The organism is Pedobacter segetis (assembly GCF_016623585.1).
Taxonomy (GTDB): Bacteria; Bacteroidota; Bacteroidia; order Sphingobacteriales; family Sphingobacteriaceae; genus Pseudopedobacter; species Pseudopedobacter segetis.
On record NZ_JAEHFY010000028.1, the window covers coordinates 1 to 20249 of the forward strand.

The window sequence follows — 20249 nt, forward strand, 5'->3', positions numbered from 1 at the left end:
AAAATGTTATAAGGTTTAAATTTTTCATCTTTTTTACAGATAAAAACTTTCTTGATTAATGGTCTTTAAGCCTTTTTGATATTCTATTTAACCCAAATTTTTTAAAATAATTTTAAATAAAAGGCCCGAGAGATTAAGCTCGGGCCTTTAAACTATATCAAAAAAGTATTACTCTTCTATCTTGGGTGCAGGAGGGTCTTTAGGATCTACTAACTCTCCTTTCTGTAACAAAGAATGGCTTCTGCTGTAAGAAAAGTAGATCACAAAACCAATGGCTAACCAAACAATTAAACGTAACCAATTGATCCAGCCTAAACCAAAAATCATCAATCCGCAAACAATTATTCCCATAATAGGTACAAATGGTACCCAAGGGGTTTTAAATTGGCGGGGCAAATCTGGATTGGTTTTCCTTAAAATGATAACTGCGGCACAAACCAGCATAAAAGCAAATAAGGTCCCTATACTGGTCATGTCGCCAACTATATCGCCCGGCACAAAAGCGGCAAACAACCCAACCAAAACTAAAATTAATAAGTTGGCCTTGTAAGGGGTTTTATATTTAGGATGTAGCTCGCTAAACATTTTCGGCATTAAACCATCGGCACTCATAGAGTAAAAAACCCTAGATTGCCCTAAAAGCATTACCAAAATAACCGATGAAAAACCAAAAAGTATAGCAACGGTTACCGCTTGCCCTAGCCAAGCATAGCCAAGCATATACTTATTGATAGCAAAAGCTACGGATGCTTCTTTACCAGTTGTCCTAAAATCTTCTACAGATGCAACACCAGTTAAAACATGCCCAAACAATACGTATAAAATGGTACATATAACCAAAGATCCTAAAATCCCTATTGGCATGTCTCTTTTTGGGTTCTTTGCCTCTTGGGCAGTGGTACTTACGGCATCAAAGCCTATAAATGCGAAAAACACCACACCTGCCGAACCAATTATGCCCCAAAAACCGCCATAATCATAACTAATGCCTTGATGGTCGGTATAGGTTGTAGCTGCCGGGATGTAAGGAGTATGGTTTGCAGGATTGATAAATCCCCATCCAATAACAATAAACAAGACTACAATACTTACCTTAACAATAACGATGATATTGTTTACCAAGGCAGATTCTTGGGTTCCTCTTATTAGCAATAATGTTAGTACCGATACGATAAATAATGCGGGAAGATTGATCATGCCGGTATGTAAACCGTCTAAGCTAGTCTCAAAAGGGGAGTGGCTCCATTCATAAGGGATGGGTTTCATCCCAAAAGTGGTAACCAACAAATTATTTAGGTATTCTGTCCAAGCAATGCCCACGGTAGCGGCCCCAACTGCATATTCTAAAATTAAATCCCAGCCAATGATCCAGGCTATCAACTCGCCCATGGTTGCGTAGCTATAAGTGTAGGCACTACCCGCTATTGGGATAGAAGATGAAAGTTCTGCATAGCAAAGCCCTGCTAAAGCACAACCAATAGAAGCAACAATAAAACCTATGGTAACAGAAGGGCCGCCATGTTGTGCCGCTGCGGCAGCGGTTCTTACAAATAAACCAGCGCCTATAATAGCCCCAATTCCCAAAGCAATTAAAGAACTAGCGGTAAGTGTTCTTTTTAGCGTTTTTTCAGATTCGGCTGCATCGGCCAGCAACTGAGTGATCGATTTTTTAATAAATAAACCCATTTAATTTTCTTAATTAAATTATTAGAAAGTATTTAGCGTGTAAAATAAAATCTAATGTAGCGTAAATCAAATTAAATTGAGCTGTTTTTTTAATTGTTTATCAAATTTATTACGAATTAATATTTGAAAAACGCTTCGTTTTAAAATTAATATTTGCGATTTATGCACAAAAACAATATCTTCTCCCGCTTAAACCTTAGGTAAAATATGAAATTAAAATTATTAAAAGCTTTTTTATTATCCGTTGCATTTTTCAGTATCTCAAATTCTTGTTTTGCAATAGGCATAGATGAGAAAATAAACAAAGGTTTTGCACCAATTGCAGATGCTTGGGAAACATTGGTGTTTACATCTATCCCTATAACAGATAAACTTTCAATCCCAATAGTGCTAATTGTATTAATTGGAGGTGCGTTGTTTTTTACGCTATATTTCTCTTTTGTAAACATCCGGAAATTTCCTATGGCGATAAAAGTTGTACAGGGTAAATATGATTTTGTGGAAGGTAATAGTGCTAAATCAAAAAAGACCCATCCTGATGATGAAGCTCCGCTACCTATTTCTGAAGATGAAAGAAGAGATGGAGAGGTAAGTCATTTCCAAGCGTTAACGGCAGCGGTTTCTGGTACCGTGGGTTTAGGGAATATTGCAGGCGTGGCGGTAGCCATTGCGGTTGGTGGGCCCGGCGCAACTTTTTGGATGGTTTTAGCGGGTTTGTTAGGAATGTCGTCAAAATTTGTAGAATGCACATTAGGCGTAAAATACAGAGATGTGGATAAAGACGGAACCATACATGGCGGGCCGATGTACTATTTATCCAAAGGTTTAAAGGAACTAAAAATGGCAACTGCAGGTAAAACCTTGGCCGTGGTTTTTGCAATACTTTGCGTAGGTGCATCTTTTGGAGGAGGAAACGCTTTTCAATCAAATCAAGCGGTTGCACAACTTACATCTACTTTTGGGTTAGAGGGCGGTTTTATTAAAACATTATTAGGTTTGGCAATTGCTGCCATCGTAGCTATTGTGATTTTGGGGGGTATCAAGAGAATCGCAGTTTGGACAGAGCGAATCGTTCCGTTTATGGCAGGTTTATATGTAATAGCCTGTTTAATTATCATTTTTGCGCATATCAATTACATAGGCCATGCTTTTGGGTTGATATTTTCTGAAGCTTTCTCCCCGGCTGCGGGAATGGGCGGATTTTTAGGGGTTTTGATAACCGGTTTTAGAAGAGCTGCTTTCTCTAACGAGGCAGGAGTTGGTTCTGCTTCAATTGCGCACTCGGCCGTAAAAACAAGGTATCCAGCAAGTGAAGGTGTGGTTTCTTTATTAGAGCCGTTTATAGATACGGTAGTTATTTGCACCATGACAGCCTTGGTTATTATTTTTTACAATATGGACGGTTTGTTTACCTATGGCCTAACAGATGCAGCAGGTAATATAACCATACAAGCCACGGGGCAATCTGTTGGCGGAGTAGATTTGACCACATTGGCCTTTGATGCTGTGATTCCCCACTTTTCTTACGTTTTAACCATAGCCATTGTATTATTTGCGTTTTCTACCATGCTTTCATGGTCTTATTATGGTTTGCAAGCTTGGAAATACCTTTTTGGAAGGTCTAAATCTTCGGATATTACATACAAGATCTTATTCTTGATTTTTGTGATAATTGGAGCGGCAGCAACTTTAGACTCAGTAGTCAAATTTTCAGATGCTATGATATTGGCCATGGTTTTCCCAAACATGATAGGTTTAATTATCTTATCGCCAAAAGTAAAAAGCGAAATGAACCGATATATGTTAGCCATCAAGAAAAGGTTTGATTAAGCCATTAACAATCAAAAACTTAAAGTAATTGATAATTTAGCTTGCTAAAAAATATTATTTTTTTTTAGAAATTATTTGCAGCATTCAATAAAAAACCTACTTTTGCAATCCCAATCACAATAAGTTCGGGATGTAGCGTAGCCCGGTATCGCGCCACATTTGGGATGTGGAGGCCGCAGGTTCGAATCCTGCCATCCCGACTGAGACCCAGTCTAAATGAATGCAAAACCCTCTAAATAGCATTATTTAGAGGGTTTTCAGTTTTTTAACAGTCTATCTTAGTACATCATAATCTACCTGTCATGTGAACAATAAGGTGAACACTTTTAAATATTAGATCTCTTCACGGAAAACGGTTTAATAGAAAATAAACGATCAAAAGGAGGTAAAAGTAGAGGATGACGTTGAAAACATCTTTACTTTATAATTTTTTTTTTGAATTCAAACTTTCGTTAAAAATAGGTCTTCACAGCAAATTCAAACTGCTCTATAAAGATTCTTTTAAAGGCGCTCAGGTTATTTTGCTCATAAAAGATCAACATCGCTTTTTTATAGGCAATGGCATCTACTGTTCTGAAAGAGATCGGGCAGTATTCATGAGCCATCAGCATAGCATTACTAATGATTCGGGCGGTACGTTTGTTCCCGTCCCCAAATGCTTGTATATAGGAGAGTAAAATCAATAAGAGTAAGGCTTTCTCAAACACATTTTCTTTTGCATTTACCAAATCGCACATTTTTTCTAAGGCTTCCCTAATTTGATGTTCATTATCTAAAGGTTTGTAATTGGTGCCTGTTACGCCTACTCTTCGGGTACGAATGTTACGGTCAACACCTAAGTCTTTTACCAAAATACTATGGATATCTTCTATTGCTGCGATTTTAAGAGGTTGCATATAATCAGGATGCTCCGCAATAAAATTAATCGCTTCTTTATGGTTCAGCAACATTGTGGCATCGTCCTTTGGTTTGCCTGCTGCAGTTTCCTGGTCTTTTAGCAAACGTTCGGTCTCTAGCAAAGAATAAGTATTTCCTTCTATCTGGGAAGATTTCCAGCTTAAATCAATAGCTAAACGTTCCATCTCTTTTTGATAAGCAGATGCAGATAGATGAGACACATTATCTTTAAAAGTTAGCTGTAAAGTTTCCAATTGTTGCTGTTCAGCTTTTGTGAAAATACTTACTGCTGGTAAAGTAACCTCTACCAATACAAAATTAAAATACTCATGGATTTGTCGTTCATCAATTTCCTTTTCGAAATAGCTTTCCAAATCAATAGGAAAAAAAAGTTGATAGCTTGGGCTAATAAGGTATTTAGTCCCTTTTCCTTTACCCTCTATAATGATAAAACCGTCAGTCACTAATTTTCCCAGTGCCCTTTTGGTCGTAGCATAAGCTTTATCCGTATGGATTCCTTCATGAATCTCCATGGAGGATTGTGAGGGATTTGCTTGAATATAATTAATTAACAGTTCTTGTAAATCCATAAGATATGATTAAAGCTCATAATAAATATAAATATAGCTCATATTTTAAGAAAAATGCGCTTCAAAATTAATATTTATGAGCTTAAAATTATTGTAGCTCCAGTTAAAGTGTTATTGGGCTCATTTATTGAGAGAAATGCGCTTAAAAATATATTAGTAGGAGGCCAGATGATGTTTAACTATCTGTAATATTGAATTTTATAGAATAATATTTGAACTGAAATGAATTCATATGAATCACTTTTTTGATTTTCCTGAGAACTGTTTTGAAAAATAAGTTAAAACAAAAACCATCATAACAACAAACAGTTTCGAGATTCACTTCATATTGAGGTTGAACAAAGAAAAAAAAGGAAGTGCCCTGATATGTATCCCAGAATATCAGTAAGTGGGGAAAAATTGAAATGTCTTTGCGAAAGTTGGTAAAGGTTACGGACTGGAAAGTGGTAAAAGGTATGGCAAAATAAATGAACATTGAGCGGTAAAACTCAAATAATGCGCCACAGGCATATAATCTTTTTGTGCTTAAAAAAGAAAGTTTTAAATCTTGTGAAAAACCGAGGCACCAATCTTTGTTTTTAATATCCAAACCTTCAATCAACAAAGGTTTATCTCCTATTAATTAATCTTGCTATCCACATCAATATGATAATTGGATGAGTTTTAAAAGTGCCAATATTTAATTTTACCTGTTTATCTTTTGCCAATTAAAACCCTTTATTTTTTATGTATGAATAAGCCAGGGTTGGGCAAAAAAAAATTAGTACGATTAATGATAAAATTTTCATAAAAAAGAGAGTAGTCTTAAAAAAGAAATTTTAAAAGTAAAACCATCAGATAAACTTATTGAGTAAAGGCGGTTGGGTGGCAAAATTTACACCTTTAAAATTTATAGATTACTAAAATTGCCAATAAATAGAATATTTTCTTAAACTTTAAATAATTGCCTTATTTTAGTCCAAAAGTCCATTATAAATCAAACTAACAAATATATAATCCATAATTTGATGAAGTCTAAACTTGTTTTATTATCTATTTTGTCATTTTTTTATGCCTTGGCCGTTCAGGCTCAGCAAACCGAAATAAAATATTTATCAGGATTAGACAAAGACCATACTGTTACCTGGGATTTTCTTTGTACAAAAGGAATGAATAGCGGTAAATGGTCAAAAATTCAGGTGCCTTCCTGCTGGGAGCTACAAGGCTTCGGTAATTATGATTATGGTAAAACAGATTTGGTAAAACAAGCCGATGAACAAGGCTTTTATAAATATAAATTCAAAGTTGATAATAGCTGGAAAGGTAAATTGGTAAATATTGTATTTGATGGCTCCATGACTGATACTGAAGTAAAAATCAATGGAAAACCAGCAGGTAAGATACACCAAGGGGCTTTTTACAGGTTCAAATACAATATAAGCAGTCTCTTAAAATACGGACAAACCAATTTGCTGGAAGTAAAAGTCAGCAAGAAATCTCAAAATCTATCCGTAAATCAGGCAGAGCGTGAAGCCGATTTCTGGATATTCGGAGGGATTTTTAGACCGGTTTATCTAGAAGCATTGCCCCAATCTAATATCGAGCGTATAGCAGTTGATGCCAAAGCGAACGGCGATTTTATGTTGAGTGTTTATCCAAAAAGCCAAATTGATGGTTATAAACTAGAAGCGGTAGTAAAAACTTCTGATGGCAGCAAAAACTTAAAGACCATATCCGAAACGGTTAATGCCAGGGATACGCTCATAAATTTAGAAAGCAATTTTAAGGATATACAGTTATGGAGCCCCGAGTTCCCCAACCTTTATTGGGTTGAGGTAAATTTAATCAATGAAAAAGGCAAAACGGTTCATTCCATTAATCAAAAATTTGGTTTCAGAACGGTAGAATTAAGACCAAAAGATGGTTTTTACCTCAACAATCAAAAGGTAATATTTAAAGGGGTAAACAGGCATAGCTTTTGGCCTACCAGCGGGCGAACAACCAGCAAAGCATTAAGTATAACCGATGTGGAAATGATGAAAGACATGAACATGAATGCAGTTCGTATGTCGCATTACCCTCCGGATGTTCATTTTTTAGATGTTTGTGATTCTTTAGGATTGATGGTTTTAGATGAATTGACTGGCTGGCATAATTTCTATGACGATTCTATAGGGCATCGTTTGGTAAAAGAAATGGTGATCCGTGATGTGAACCACCCAAGTATTGTAATCTGGGATAATGGTAACGAGGGCGGTTTTAATTTTAACCTAGATGATGACTTTGCAAAATACGACCCTCAAAACCGTATAGTGATACATCCCTGGGCTAAGTTTAGGGGCACCGATACCAAACACTACCCAACTTATAATGCCCTGCAGAATAATTTTATCTATAATGATGATGTTTTCTTTCCTACCGAATTTTTACACGGCTTGTATGATGGAGGGCATGGTGCAGGCTTAGAAGATTTTTGGGATGTGGTACTTAAATATCCAAATGCTGCAGGTGGCTTTTTATGGGTTTTTGCCGATGAGGGTGTAGTGCGTAAAGATAAAAAGGATAGTTTAGATGCTGCCGGCAATTTTGCACCAGATGGAATTTTAGGGCCTTATCATGAAAAGGAAGGAAGCTATTATACCATTAAGGAAATCTGGTCGCCGGTTTATATCAACCAAAAAAATATAACTTCTACGTTTAATGGTCAATTACCTGTAGAGAACAGGTATATGTTTACCAATCTTAATCAATGCAAATTCACTTGGAAGCTTGCAAGCTTTAACAATAAACCCGATTCACTAGCCAAGCAAATTGATGCAACAGGAGGAGCAGATAATATCGATCTATCGCCAAATGAAAGAGGTTGGTTGAATTTAAAATTACCCGAAAACTGGATGAATAGCGATGTTTTATATGTTACCGCTAAAGACCCTCACAATAAAGAGATTTTTACTTGGAGTTGGCCAATAAAAACAGCAAAAGATTTGGCCAAAAAATGGATCGTTCCCACAACAGCTCAAGCAGCAATATCCGTTTCCGAAGAACAGAATCTTCTGCAAATTAAACAAGATAACATCACTTTAATTTTTAATAAAACCACCGGTTATCTACAAAAAGTGGTAAAAGCAGGGAAAGACCTTTCTTTGTCTGAAGGGCCAGTATTGGCAGGTTTTGACCAAAAACTAGATTCTTTTAGCCATAAGCAATCTGGCGAAAATTATACAGTAAGCGCTTCTTACAAGGGAAAGGATAATGACTGGTTAAAAGTGGACTGGACATTTAAACCTGGTTTGCCTGTTAAATTAGAATATTCTTACCGCCAGAATGAAAAAAAAGAGGTGGATTATGCGGGTATCACATTCAATTATCCCGAAGAAAAAATTACCGGTATGCAATATTTAGGAAGAGGGCCTTACCATGTCTATAAGAATAGGTTGAAAGGTCAGCGGTTTGATTTATGGGACAAAAAATACAACAATACCATTACGGGAGAAATATATGAGGGATATCCCGAATTTAAAGGAAACCATGCAGAAGTTTACTGGGTGCAGATTGAAAACAAAGAATTCCCGTTTAAAGTTTATACAGAGCAAGACCATGTGTTTTTACAGATGCTGAAAACCGAAAAACCAAAAGGAGCTTTCAATAAAAATACCGATATAAATTATCCGAAAGGTAACCTCGGTTTTATGGATTATATCCCACCTATTGGTACAAAGTTTCACGGTGCCGATGAGATGGGCCCGGAAGGTCAGAAAAATAATGTGACCAATAAAAGTGGCGAAGTAAGCGCTTTATGGTTCGATTTCCGATAAAAGATAGATTTTAGTTTAACATTAAGCGTAGGTTTCGGCGTATCGATATAAACAACTGTGTAGTGTAAACTGCATTAATGGGATTGTATTTAAGAAAAATAATCTTAACTAAACTATTAAGAATCTTAATTGATGTAATTTAGCGCTAATTATGGCAACGTTAGAAAAATTAAAACTGAGCAAGCAATTGCTCTCTGCAATGGCAAATGAAGGGTTTTTGACTCCAAAAGAAATACAAAGCAGATTGTTTCCTCGTATAAACGGTGGTGAGAATTTGGTGGCAATTGGGCCCGACGGATGCGGAAAGACCACTACTTGCGTTTTAGCGGCTTTAAATAAAATCAAATTTATAGAAGAAATAGCCCCCAGGATATTGTACCTGGTGCCAGATATTGAAACTGGCGAAGCTGTTTTAGATACTTTTCATACCTTAAACAGGAACAGGGATCTAAGGATAATGGGCTTATTTGCTGATGGCGCAAGCATTGATGCACAGGTTCTAGAACTTACGGATGGGGTTGATGTAATTGTTGCCACACCCGATAGGGCTAGAGCCGCCTATTTAAAATTAGGTTTAAACCTGAATAAAATTTTATTTTTTGTGGTTGATGATGCCGAATTGATCGTGAAAAAAGGATTGACTTTGCCTACCGTAGAATTGGCCAGGGGGATCAGGAAATCGCAATTTATAGTTTGTAGTTCTGTTTGGCATGAGCGGTTGCAAAAAATGGTAGAAACCATTTTAGAGAACCCCAATTTTGTTGAGGTAGAAGATTTAGGCGATCAGCAGTTAAATACGGTAGAACAACTATTGTATCAAGTACCCAATTTTGGCACAAAGATAAGCCTAATTCAGTTGCTTTTAACAGATAAAGAAGTTTTTGAGAAGGTTTTGGTTTTTGTGAACACCAGGTTTACCGCAGAAACCATTTTTAAAAACCTAGATAAAGATTTTAATGGTGAGGTTGCGGTTTATAAAGCAGGGGGTATTACAGAATACAGTTTTGATGATACCCAAGATTTTAAATTATCGCCAAAGTTTAGGGTTTTGGTGATTGCCAATGAAGATGTTTTAGAAGTGCAAGTATCAGATTTCCCTTGCCTCATCCATTTAGATATACCAAAAGATGCTTTGACCTATTTGCAAAGAATGCTGATTAAGGAAAATACACAAACCGATCAATTATGCTTAACTTTTTGTACCGATTTGGAGCTTGCCGATATTAAAAGGCTAGAGCAAAAGCAAGGTAAAAAAATGCAACAGATGCAATTGCCAGATGATTTATACATCGTTAAAGAAAAAACAAAAAAGAAAGCATTTAAAGAAGAAGGCTAACTGTTTTTTTTAATTGCCAGTTCTTTGATCACTTCGTCTAATTGTGTGGCGCTCAGTTTTAGCTTCCTTTTGATGATCTCTATTTCATCCTTATCCGTCTCTATCTCTAATAAACTAACCAGCCCTAAAATATTTGCCAATGGCAAGCGCATTAAATGAGACTGAGAGTAATAAATCTCTGTGAGTAGCTCGTTTTGCGAGATAATTGTTTCCTCAAAGCTTTTCCTTTCTGTTATATCTTGGATAATCCCCTTTATCCCAACAATTTTATCGTTATGGTACATGGCCTCGCCGCTGATGATAACCCATTTATTAACCTTTTTGGCAGAAATGAATTTAAGTTCTAAATGATAAGGCTTTCCTTCTTTGATGGTTAAATCAATAGCGTCTTTTATCAACTGCCTATCATTTGGTAAAAAATAATTCAAGCTGTTATCTAAGTTAAATAAACCGATGCTGTTATAAGGTAGATCATGTATTTCATAAACTTCTTTTGTCCAAGTTGCTTCTAGAGTTTTAAGGTTTAATTCCCAACCGCCCAGCTTGGCTATGTTAGCACTTTTTTCTAAAAGCTCTTTTTGCGTCTCTAATAAGTTTATGTGCTTTTTTCTCTCGGTAATATCTGTTATTACGCCCCAAACCAAGGGTTTACCCGTCCAATCTTTAAATATCAGCTTGTTGATGTAAACAGGTATCAGGTTTTTTTCTGCATCGATCAGTTCAAACTCAAAAGCGGTGTTTTTACCTTCTTTTTCTAAAGCTGTTAAAAGTTCTTTGGTAGCCTTCCAGTTTTTGTTTTCTATAAATTGGTAAAGGTTGTAATCAGTAAAATTTTGATGCTCTATTTTTAGAAGCTTGCAAAAAGTATCGTTAGCTAAAATTAATTTACCATCTAGATCATGTAAAATTATAGCTAGGCTAGAGGTATCAAACAAAGCTTGGTACTGTTGCTTACTCCCCTCTAACTGTAAGTTAAGCTGCGCTATCTCGCTTCTTCTGTTTACCTTTTTGGTAATATCAAAACCGATGCAAGAATACTCCATAGGTTTTTTATCCTCATCCAACTCTAGCGTAAATTCCCATTGCGTAAAAAATATCTTATCGTCTTTTGCGGGCTTTCTTAATTTTACTGCAAATGCTTTTTCTGGGTTTTTCAAACATTTTTGTATAATGTCTAAACAAAGCTGATGGTCTTCTTCGCAAATGGTTTCAAAAGAATGGACACCAATGTAATCTTCATATTTATATCCAAAATGATCACAAAAATTTGGGGATAAATATTTGTAATTTCCCTCTAAGTCTAACTTTACATAAAACAATATGTTAGATTTTTCAAGGTAGCTACATTCTGCCTGCATAATTTTTTGTTTTCTTTTAAGGATAAAAATAGAAAGGTTATCCTAAATTAAGTAAAAAATCAACTTAATCTAGTATAACCCTCAAAAATCACTTATATCAAAGAATCATTTTACCTTAAACCCTACTTCTGTATTGCCCCAAAGTAATTCAACGTCGCCGTCATCCTCAATCTTGAAAGTCATTTTTTCCATAAAATCCTTTGTTTTTTCTGGCTTTACCATAATTCTTAGTGCATCGTCGGCCTCATTGTATTTTGTGCCCCATTGGTTCCAGGTTTTATTAAAAATAATTGTCCATTCCTTTTCTCCTGGTATGCTGTACAAGCCATATTTACCCGCTGCCAAAGCTTTTCCATTAATTTTTACATCTTTGCTTACCTCAAAAACGGTGGCTTCATTTGCGCCTGTTCTCCAAACTTTTCCGTATGGTACAAAATCTGCCGCCCCTATCATCCTGCCTTTAAGGGAAGGTTGGCTATAATCAATAGAAACCATAATGCCAGATTTTAAGGTTTCAGAAACTTTTGCGGGCGGGCTTGGTCTTTTGCTTTTATCTGTTTGTGCCTGCGTGGCGATGGCAAAAAGCATAAATGCTGCTACAGCAATAGAAAATGTCTTTTTCATAATTATTTTTTTAAATATTTAATATAACCAAATTAACGTTTAAATTATCTATTTTATCTATCTATTTTATCATAAATTGGCAATAATCATCAAATAAGCTGTTGATATATGGCTCAATTAACTTTCAATAATTTTTAATGTTCCATATTTGCAACAAATTGGTTATATGATTGTCTATAAGAAAACGTTTGAAATTTAATGATTGCTAAACAATACCCCTTCTTACTTTTGCTTTTTCTAGCTCTAGTTTTTAACATTACCGCTTACGCACAAAAGAACCCAGTTTTAAACGGAACAATTAAAGATAGCCTAACTGGCGAAACTTTGATTGGTGCCTCTGTTCAATTATCCGGCGCTTCCCAATCAGGCACTGTAACCAATGCTTATGGTTTTTATTCTTTGAGTGTGCCCAAAGGAGTTTATAAATTGGTGTTCAGTTACGTTGGTTATCAAAGCGTTGTCCAAAATTTAGATATTAGCAAAGATGCCCAAATCAATATCTCATTGGTTTCTTTAAACCAGCTTTCTGAAGTGGTAGTAAAGGCCGAGAGGAAAAACGAAAATGTGATAAGCGCACAAATGGGGGTTCAAAAACTAGATGTTAAGGAAATAAATAGTATCCCTGTTTTATTTGGCGAAAGAGACATTCTAAAAACCTTGCAATTGCTACCGGGGATCAAATCTGCAGGGGAGGGCAATAGCGGTTTTTATGTACGTGGCGGATCTACCGATCAAAACCTGATCCTGTTAGATGAAGCACCCGTATATAATGCCTCGCATCTTTTGGGGTTCTTTTCTACCTTTAATTCTGATGCCATAAAAGATGTTACCGTTTACAAAGGTGGCATGCCAGCGCAATATGGTGGGCGTTTGGCCTCTGTTTTGGATATTAAAATGAACGATGGCAATAAAAAAGAATATACTGTTGAAGGTGGGCTTGGGTTAATTGCATCGAGATTGAAAGTAGAAGGGCCTTTTAAGAAAGATAAAAGCTCTTTTATGATCAGTGGGCGTAGAACCTATGCCGATGCCTTTTTGGCTTTATCGCCAGATAGCTCGATAAAAAACAATACGCTTTATTTTTATGATCTAAATGCCAAGGCCAATTATCAGTTTAACGATAAAAACGTTTTGTACCTATCGGGATATTTTGGCCGAGATAAGCTAGGTTTGGGAAATACATTTGGCTTTGAGTGGGGAAACGCTACCGGAACTTTGAGATGGAACCATTTGTTTTCTAACCGTTTATTCTCTAACACTTCGCTCATTTACAGCAATTACAATTATGTGATAGAGAACTTATTGGCCGATAACAATTTTAGGGTAAATTCTTCTATTAGGGATTATAACCTTAAACAAGATTTCCAATACGCTGCCAACAATAACCACGATATTAAATTTGGCATCAATGCCATACACCATACCATAGCGCCAGGAAAAGTAACATCATCGGCAACATCAAGTGTTAACCAAACCACCATAGAAAATAGAAACGGCATAGAGTTGGCCGCCTATTTTTCTGACGAGTGGAAACTGAACGATAAAATAAACTTGGTTTATGGAACCAGGTTTAGCAATTTCACTTTATTGGGGCCGGGGCTTTTTAAAGATTATGATAAGCAGGGTAACGTAACAGATTCTGCCAATTTCTCCTCTACACAAGCGGTAGTAAATTACTTTAATCTAGAACCACGGGTTTCTGCAAGTTTTCAGATTGCCGATAATAAATCTATCAAAGCATCTTACACCAGAAATACACAAAACCTGCATTTAATGTCTAACTCTACGGCAACATCTCCAACAGATTTATATATTATGAACAGCAATAACACCAAACCAGAAATCGCCGATCAGTTTGCTCTGGGATATTTCAACAATTTTAAAAACGATACTTACGAGTTCTCTGCGGAAGTTTATTATAAAAAGATGCAAAACCAGATAGAATACAGAAACGGCACCGATTTAAGAGGGAACAAAAACGTAGAAGCAGATTTGGTTTATGGTGATGGTAGGGCCTATGGGATAGAACTGTTTCTGAAAAAACGATTTGGGGATTTTAACGGGTGGATAGGCTATACTTTAGCAAAAACAGAAAGACAGTTTGATCAAATCAATGATGGCAAATGGTTTAATGCAAAGCAAGATAGAACGCATGATTTATCTGTAGTTGCTATTTATAAAGCCGGTAAAAGATGGACCTTGGCCTCAACTTTTGTTTACAGCACCGGTACTGCGGTAACTTTCCCTAGTGGTAAATATCAATTAAATGGTTCTACGGTTTTTTATTATTCAGAAAAAAACGGATACAGAACACCGTCTTATAACAGGTTAGATTTTTCTGCCACTTTAGAGCCTAAGATTAAACCGGGCAAAAAATACCAATCAAGCTGGTCTTTTGGGGTTTATAACGTTTATGATCGTAAAAACCCATTTTCTATAGATTTTAAAGAAGATCCAGACAATCCCAATCAAACGCAAGCCGTTAGAACGTCTTTGTTCGGTATCATCCCTTCTGTAACTTGGAACTTTAAATTTTAACCATGAAAAGCAGCATATATTATCTATTGGCCTTAACCGTTTTGGCTTTTTCTTCTTGCGAAGATGTAATTGATTTAAAGCTAAAAAACGCAGCCCCCCAAATAGTTATAGAGGCAAACGTAGTTGATAACCAAAATTATCAAATCGTTAAAATTTCTAAAACCAAAAATTTTGATGAAGATAATTCTGTGGTAAATGTTTCTGGGGCTAATGTATCGGTTACAGAAGAAGGTGGGCAGGTTTATAATTTTACAGAATTCTCGCCGGGTAATTATAAATCAGGTTTTTTTGTAGGTAAACACGGTAAAAAGTACACTATTAAAGTTGATGCAGATGGGCATACCTACACGGCCTTTTCTACCATGCCACAGCGGGTCAATTTAGATTCGTTAACAGTAACAGAACTATCGTTTTTTGGTAAAAAGAATAAATTTGTACAGGTTAATTTTAATGATCCGGTAAATATAAAAAATCAATATAATTACGTAATTACCGTAAACGATACTTTAAGAAACGCATATTATGTAGATGAAGATAGATTTAACGATGGTAAAACCGTTAAGAACACATTGTTTACCTCTAGTCCAGATTTGAAAACGGGAGATAAAGTGTCGGTAGATTTCCAATGTATAGATTATGATATTTATCGCTACTTTTTTGCCATAACCCAAATTAATGGCAACGGAGGGCCGCCAACAGCTCCTGCTAACCCAACATCAAATTTTGATAATGGGGCATTAGGTTATTTTAGCGCCCATACCAGTCAAAAAGTGATGGTTAAAATACCTTAGGTCTATTTAAGATTTAAGAAGCAAGTATCAAGAAGCAAGACCTTATGTTATGGCAATCACATTTAAGATTTAAGAAGCAAGTATCAAGAAGCAAGACCTTATGTTATGGTGATTAAATTTAAGAGTTGAGATGCAAAAAACAAGTATCAAGAAGCAAGAACATATTTAATAGAAATAATGAACTAATAAACCACAACGCAAAATACCAATGAACCAATGACTAGTGAACTAATAAACCACAACTCAAAACACCAATGAACCAATGACTAATGAACTAATAAACCACAACGCAAAACACCAATGAACCAATGACTAATGAACTAATAAACCACAACGCAAAATACCAATGAACCAATGGCTAATAAACTACAACACAAATACTAATGAACCAAATACCAATGAACTAGAAAACTAAAAACTATTCTTCATACTATTGTGTAAAGTTCTTGCGCTCCAATAACCGCTGGCAATAATCCTTCTAATGGTAAATAAGGGGTCTTTTTCATCTCTTGAGGTAGAAAGTATGTAAGCATCCCTAAAGCCTCTTTTCTTTAATTCTGGGATGGCTTCTTTGTTCCATAAACCAAAAGGATAAGCAAAATGATCAATTTTTTTCCCGGTAATATCCTCTAAAACCTTGGTTGGCTTGTCGATCTGTTTTGTCCAATCATCGCCAACTAACTTTTTAACGTTTTGATGGTCATAAGTATGGCTACCAATGGTATTGCCCTCGTCAGAAAGTTCTTTAATATCTGCTTTGCTCATGTACCTGTATTTACCGTTTTTCCCGATAGAAACCGTCATGATAAAATAAACACCTTTAAAGCCATATTTTTTCAACTCTTTGTTACCAACCTCAAATTGGTCATAATCGGTATCGTCAAAAGTTAGCATTACCGGTTTAGCTGGCAAGGCATCGCCATAAGCCAAATAATTATAATATTGATCGGGTTGTATAGAATGATAACCGCTATCTGCCAACATTTTAATATGTTCTTTAAAAGTTTGTACAGGTATAATGTAATCTTTGGCAGATTTTGAATCTTTTGCCGTCCAATCTCTAATTTGGTGATAGCACAAAACAGGCACTTGCTTGCGGGCTAAAATGGTAGCGGCATCAGCTATCTTTTTCCCATCGTGGTTTACCGTTTGGGCAACTTCTTCGGTTTTGGCTTGCGCCGATGATTTGCTAAGGGTAGAATCCTGTACGCTTTCTGCAGATTTAGTTTTAGAATCGGAAGAATTACAGGCCGCAATTAAAATTGTAGCGATAGCTGTAATGCTCAATATGATTTTTTTCATCAGATGATTTTTGAGTTTGAACGCAAAACTAAAACATATTTGCATGATTTTTAAAATGATTTTTGTACAAGGGCGATTTATCTCTATGAATAAATTTTAAGAATCATTCAAAATTTAACAATTTAAATAGATGTCTCCCTTATTTAAAACAAATAACAAATTTGTATATTTATAAAATAAGTTTAAATTTTTTTATGAGTTCAGTAATAGAAAGAATTACAATTTCTCCAAATGTTTGCCATGGCAAGCCAACTATTAGAGGGTTAAGATACCCAGTTGAAAATATGTTAGAGTTACTGGCTTCAGGAATGACTATAGACGAATTGTTAATTGACTATCCTGATTTAGAAAAGGAAGACTTTTTGGCCTGCATAAAATATGCGAATAGATTGGTTCAATCAAAAAGTATTCATCTGATTGCTAAATGAAATTTATAGTAGATGCCCAATTACCCAAATCATTGGCAGAATATTTAAATTTTAAAGGATTTAACGCCTTACACACTTCAGATTTACCAAACAAAAATTATACTAACGATACAGAAATAATAATTTTAGCGATAAAAGAAAATAGAATAGTTATTACCAAAGATTCAGATTTTTTAGATTCCTATCTTTTAAAATCGGAACCAAAAAAACTTCTCTTGATAAGAACAGGTAACATAAACAATAAAATTTTGTTAGAGATATTTTCTATAAAACTAGAAATGATAATTGATTTACTTTCTGAAAGTAATTTGGTAGAAATCACTAAAGATTTTATTATCCAACATCGATAAAACTCCACAATTACCAAATTTTCAACAAATCTTAATCACATCCATTAATTTTTAACTTTGCAAATCAAAATCCACCATCGCATTGGCTAAAAATAACATCAAGGAAACTCCTTTAATGACCCAATATAACCAAATCAAGGTTAAATATCCGGGAGCATTATTGCTTTTTCGTGTGGGTGATTTTTATGAAACCTTTGGTGAGGATGCCATAAAAGCTTCTCAAATCTTAGGTATCGTTTTAACCAAAAGAGCAAACGGTTCTGCTTCTCATATAGAATTGGCAGGTTTTCCGCACCACTCCATCGAAACTTATTTGCCAAAATTGGTAAGGGCAGGCCAGCGTGTGGCCATTTGCGATCAATTAGAAGACCCAAAAACGGTAAAAGGAATCGTTAAGCGTGGCGTAACCGAATTGGTAACGCCGGGTGTGGCTTACAGCGATAATATCGTACAACAAAAATCCAACAATTATTTAGCAACGCTCCATTTCGAGAAACAAACCATCGGCATTTCTTTTTTGGATATTTCTACAGGCGAGTTTTTGGTTGCGCAAGGCAATGCAGAATATATCGACAAGCTTTTACAAAGTTTTAAACCTAGCGAGGTCATTTTTTCTAAGGCAAAACAAAAAGATTTTACAGAGTATTTTGGCGAGCGTTTTTACACCTATACTTTAGACGATTGGGCCTTCACTTCAGATTACGCCCAAGAAACTTTGCTCAAACATTTTGAGGTTAAATCTTTAAAGGGCTTTGGTATAGATAAATTAAATCTCGGTATTGTTGCGGCCGGTGTTTCACTACATTATTTGGGCGAAACAGAACATCGCCAATTGCAGCACATCAGCAATATTTCTCGTATCGAGGAAGATCGATATATGTGGCTTGATAGGTTTACCATCCGTAATCTAGAACTGGTAGGTTCTAATAACGAGAATGCCAAAACACTGATAGATGTTTTAGACCATACTTCTTGTGCCATGGGAGCAAGGATGTTGCACAAATGGTTAGTAATGCCCTTGAAAAACGAAAAACCGATACAAGAACGTTTGGCAGTTGTCCAATTTTTTTACGATGATGCCAGTTTAAGGGAAAAATTGCAAGGTTTTATCCGCCAGGTTGGCGATTTAGAAAGGTTGATTTCTAAAATAGGCTTGCAAAAAACCAATCCAAGGGAAATCATCCAATTAAAGAGGGCATTATTGGCTATCGCCGAAATAAAAAATATTTGTGAAGAAGTTCCGCAAGAGGCGGTAAAACGATTGGGCGAGCAGATGAACCTATGCGCTTCCATCAGAGAAAAAATAGAAAAAGAATTATTCGCCGATCCACCAGTTGCTTTAAACAAAGGTAAAGTGATGGCAGATGGCGTTGATGCCGATTTAGACCGTTTAAGAAAAATCGCTTTTGGCGGAAAGGATTACCTGCTTGAACTGCAAAAACGAGAAGCCGAAATTACCGGAATTACTTCCCTAAAAATAGCTTTCAATAACGTTTTTGGCTATTATTTAGAGGTTTCTAATACCCATAAAGATAAAGTTCCACAAGATTGGATCCGTAAACAAACCTTGGTAAATGCCGAGCGTTACATTACCCCAGAACTTAAAGAATACGAAGACCAGATTTTAGGTGCCGAAGAAAAGATCTTGGCCATAGAAACCCGTTTGTTCACAGATTTGGTGAACAGCATCGCAGAATTCATCAAACCGATCCAACTTAATGCTTTTTTGGTTGCCCAGTTAGATGTGCTGCTTTGTTTTGCAGAAACGGCAAAGAAAAACCATTATGTAAAACCGAAGGTAAACGGCCAAAAATTGTTGGATATTAAAGGGGGCAGGCATCCGGTGATAGAAAAACATTTGCCTTTGGGCGATGAATACATCACCAATAGCGTTTATTTGGATAACGATTCGCAACAGATCATCATCATTACTGGGCCAAACATGGCAGGTAAATCTGCTTTGTTGCGCCAAACAGGCTTGATAGTTTTAATGGCGCAAATGGGCAGTTTTGTGCCCGCAAAAGAAGCCACGATTGGTATTGTAGATAAAATCTTTACAAGGGTTGGTGCTTCTGATAACCTCAGTTCTGGCGAATCTACTTTTATGGTGGAGATGAACGAGACCGCCAGCATCTTAAATAACCTTTCTGATAGGAGTTTGATCTTATTGGATGAAATTGGGCGTGGAACCTCCACTTATGATGGTATTTCCATCGCTTGGGCAATTGCAGAATATCTCCATAACCATCCATCGGCGAAAGCCAAAACCCTATTTGCCACCCATTACCACGAGTTAAATGAGTTGAGCAATTCTTTCAATCGGGTAAAAAACTTTAATGTTTCTGTGAAGGAAGTGGGCAACAAAGTTATTTTCTTGAGAAAATTAGTGCCGGGCGGCAGCGAACATAGTTTTGGGATACACGTTGCAAAAATGGCGGGGATGCCACCACAAGTTTTAAAACGGGCAAACGAGATTTTGGTCCGTTTAGAAAACGAGCGTACCGGCGGCGAACACGTAAAAGCCAGCCTAATGAAAATGCAGAAACAACCCGTTCAATTGCAAATGTTCTCTTTAGATGATCCGGTTCTGATCAAAATCAGGGATGTTTTAAACAACTTGGATGTGAATACTTTAACCCCCGTAGAAGCATTGATGAAGTTGGATGAGATACAGAAAGTATTGAAGAAATCTTAAAATTTTAAACCCAATAAGTCTCTCTATCCA

At 36.1% G+C, this 20249-nt stretch carries 13 protein-coding genes and 1 tRNA gene; 9 read left to right on the plus strand and 5 right to left on the minus strand.

Going from position 1 to position 20249, the window contains the following annotated elements; all coding sequences use genetic code 11:
* Window positions 1-168: 168 nt before the first annotated feature.
* On the minus strand, window positions 169-1686 hold the full coding sequence (locus tag I5M32_RS15380) for an amino acid permease (protein WP_200587920.1): 1518 nt from the start codon (window positions 1684-1686) through the stop codon (window positions 169-171).
* A 207-nt stretch (window positions 1687-1893) separates the two neighbouring features.
* On the opposite strand from I5M32_RS15380, the gene I5M32_RS15385 reads away from it, so the two are divergent.
* Window positions 1894-3516 carry an alanine/glycine:cation symporter family protein gene (locus I5M32_RS15385; protein ID WP_200587922.1) on the plus strand — a complete coding sequence of 541 codons (1623 nt, stop codon included), beginning with the start codon at window positions 1894-1896 and terminating at the stop codon, window positions 3514-3516.
* A gap of 126 nt (window positions 3517-3642) precedes the next feature.
* A tRNA-Pro gene (locus I5M32_RS15390) sits at window positions 3643-3716 on the plus strand.
* Between the two features lie 252 nt (window positions 3717-3968).
* Here I5M32_RS15390 and I5M32_RS15395 read toward each other — a convergent pair.
* The gene (locus I5M32_RS15395) at window positions 3969-5003 is read right to left on the minus strand and encodes a Fic family protein (protein ID WP_200587924.1); all 1035 of its coding nucleotides are present in this window, start codon (window positions 5001-5003) and stop codon (window positions 3969-3971) included.
* Window positions 5004-6010: 1007 nt separating this feature from the next.
* Here I5M32_RS15395 and I5M32_RS15400 point away from each other — a divergent pair.
* Both I5M32_RS15400 and I5M32_RS15405 read left to right on the plus strand, forming a co-directional pair.
* Window positions 6011-8797 (plus strand): glycoside hydrolase family 2 TIM barrel-domain containing protein, encoded by a 2787-nt coding sequence (locus I5M32_RS15400; RefSeq protein ID WP_200587926.1) that lies wholly within the window; start codon window positions 6011-6013, stop codon window positions 8795-8797.
* 151 nt (window positions 8798-8948) lie between these two features.
* Window positions 8949-10133 (plus strand): DEAD/DEAH box helicase, encoded by a 1185-nt coding sequence (locus tag I5M32_RS15405; protein ID WP_200587928.1) that lies wholly within the window; start codon window positions 8949-8951, stop codon window positions 10131-10133.
* Here the strand turns inward: I5M32_RS15405 and I5M32_RS15410 are convergent.
* Window positions 10130-11491, minus strand: a complete 1362-nt coding sequence (locus I5M32_RS15410) for a PAS domain-containing protein (protein ID WP_200587930.1) — start codon at window positions 11489-11491, stop codon at window positions 10130-10132. The two genes, I5M32_RS15405 and I5M32_RS15410, sit on opposite strands and share 4 nt — an antisense overlap.
* Window positions 11492-11596: 105 nt before the next feature.
* Entirely contained in the window at window positions 11597-12115 is a 519-nt protein-coding gene (locus I5M32_RS15415; RefSeq protein ID WP_200587932.1) for a DUF2911 domain-containing protein, read from the minus strand.
* A gap of 198 nt (window positions 12116-12313) precedes the next feature.
* On the opposite strand from I5M32_RS15415, the gene I5M32_RS15420 reads away from it, so the two are divergent.
* Together I5M32_RS15420 and I5M32_RS15425 are read left to right on the plus strand one after the other, a co-directional pair.
* Entirely contained in the window at window positions 12314-14653 is a 2340-nt protein-coding gene (locus I5M32_RS15420) for a TonB-dependent receptor (protein ID WP_200587933.1), read from the plus strand.
* A gap of 2 nt (window positions 14654-14655) precedes the next feature.
* Window positions 14656-15444 (plus strand): DUF4249 domain-containing protein, encoded by a 789-nt coding sequence (locus I5M32_RS15425; RefSeq protein WP_200587935.1) that lies wholly within the window; start codon window positions 14656-14658, stop codon window positions 15442-15444.
* A gap of 411 nt (window positions 15445-15855) precedes the next feature.
* Here I5M32_RS15425 and I5M32_RS15430 read toward each other — a convergent pair whose 3' ends face one another.
* Entirely contained in the window at window positions 15856-16746 is an 891-nt protein-coding gene (locus I5M32_RS15430; protein WP_200587937.1) for a polysaccharide deacetylase family protein, read from the minus strand.
* Between the two features lie 194 nt (window positions 16747-16940).
* Between I5M32_RS15430 and I5M32_RS15435 the strand changes: the two genes are divergently transcribed.
* The 3 genes from I5M32_RS15435 (at window position 16941) to mutS (ending at window position 20219) form a co-directional block, all read left to right on the plus strand.
* Window positions 16941-17174, plus strand: a complete 234-nt coding sequence (locus tag I5M32_RS15435; protein WP_200587940.1) for a DUF433 domain-containing protein — start codon at window positions 16941-16943, stop codon at window positions 17172-17174.
* The gene (locus I5M32_RS15440) at window positions 17171-17524 is read left to right on the plus strand and encodes a DUF5615 family PIN-like protein (RefSeq protein ID WP_200587941.1); all 354 of its coding nucleotides are present in this window, start codon (window positions 17171-17173) and stop codon (window positions 17522-17524) included. The genes I5M32_RS15435 and I5M32_RS15440 overlap by 4 nt, the downstream gene beginning before the upstream one ends.
* An 82-nt stretch (window positions 17525-17606) precedes the next feature.
* Window positions 17607-20219 carry a DNA mismatch repair protein MutS gene (gene mutS, locus I5M32_RS15445; protein WP_234461985.1) on the plus strand — a complete coding sequence of 871 codons (2613 nt, stop codon included), beginning with the start codon at window positions 17607-17609 and terminating at the stop codon, window positions 20217-20219.
* Window positions 20220-20249: the final 30 nt, after the last annotated feature.

What these genes read in the sequence shown, in the direction of transcription:
- I5M32_RS15430 (WP_200587937.1), bottom strand. Translation starts at nt 16,746, where the DNA reads ATGAAAAAAATCATATTGAGCATTACAGCTATCGCTACAATTTTAATT.
- I5M32_RS15410 (WP_200587930.1), bottom strand. Translation starts at nt 11,491, where the DNA reads ATGCAGGCAGAATGTAGCTACCTTGAAAAATCTAACATATTGTTTTAT.
- I5M32_RS15405 (WP_200587928.1), top strand. Translation starts at nt 8,949, where the DNA reads ATGGCAACGTTAGAAAAATTAAAACTGAGCAAGCAATTGCTCTCTGCA.
- I5M32_RS15395 (WP_200587924.1), bottom strand. Translation starts at nt 5,003, where the DNA reads ATGGATTTACAAGAACTGTTAATTAATTATATTCAAGCAAATCCCTCA.
- I5M32_RS15420 (WP_200587933.1), top strand. Translation starts at nt 12,314, where the DNA reads ATGATTGCTAAACAATACCCCTTCTTACTTTTGCTTTTTCTAGCTCTA.
- I5M32_RS15415 (WP_200587932.1), bottom strand. Translation starts at nt 12,115, where the DNA reads ATGAAAAAGACATTTTCTATTGCTGTAGCAGCATTTATGCTTTTTGCC.
- I5M32_RS15440 (WP_200587941.1), top strand. Translation starts at nt 17,171, where the DNA reads ATGAAATTTATAGTAGATGCCCAATTACCCAAATCATTGGCAGAATAT.
- I5M32_RS15435 (WP_200587940.1), top strand. Translation starts at nt 16,941, where the DNA reads ATGAGTTCAGTAATAGAAAGAATTACAATTTCTCCAAATGTTTGCCAT.
- I5M32_RS15380 (WP_200587920.1), bottom strand. Translation starts at nt 1,686, where the DNA reads ATGGGTTTATTTATTAAAAAATCGATCACTCAGTTGCTGGCCGATGCA.
- I5M32_RS15425 (WP_200587935.1), top strand. Translation starts at nt 14,656, where the DNA reads ATGAAAAGCAGCATATATTATCTATTGGCCTTAACCGTTTTGGCTTTT.
- I5M32_RS15400 (WP_200587926.1), top strand. Translation starts at nt 6,011, where the DNA reads ATGAAGTCTAAACTTGTTTTATTATCTATTTTGTCATTTTTTTATGCC.
- I5M32_RS15385 (WP_200587922.1), top strand. Translation starts at nt 1,894, where the DNA reads ATGAAATTAAAATTATTAAAAGCTTTTTTATTATCCGTTGCATTTTTC.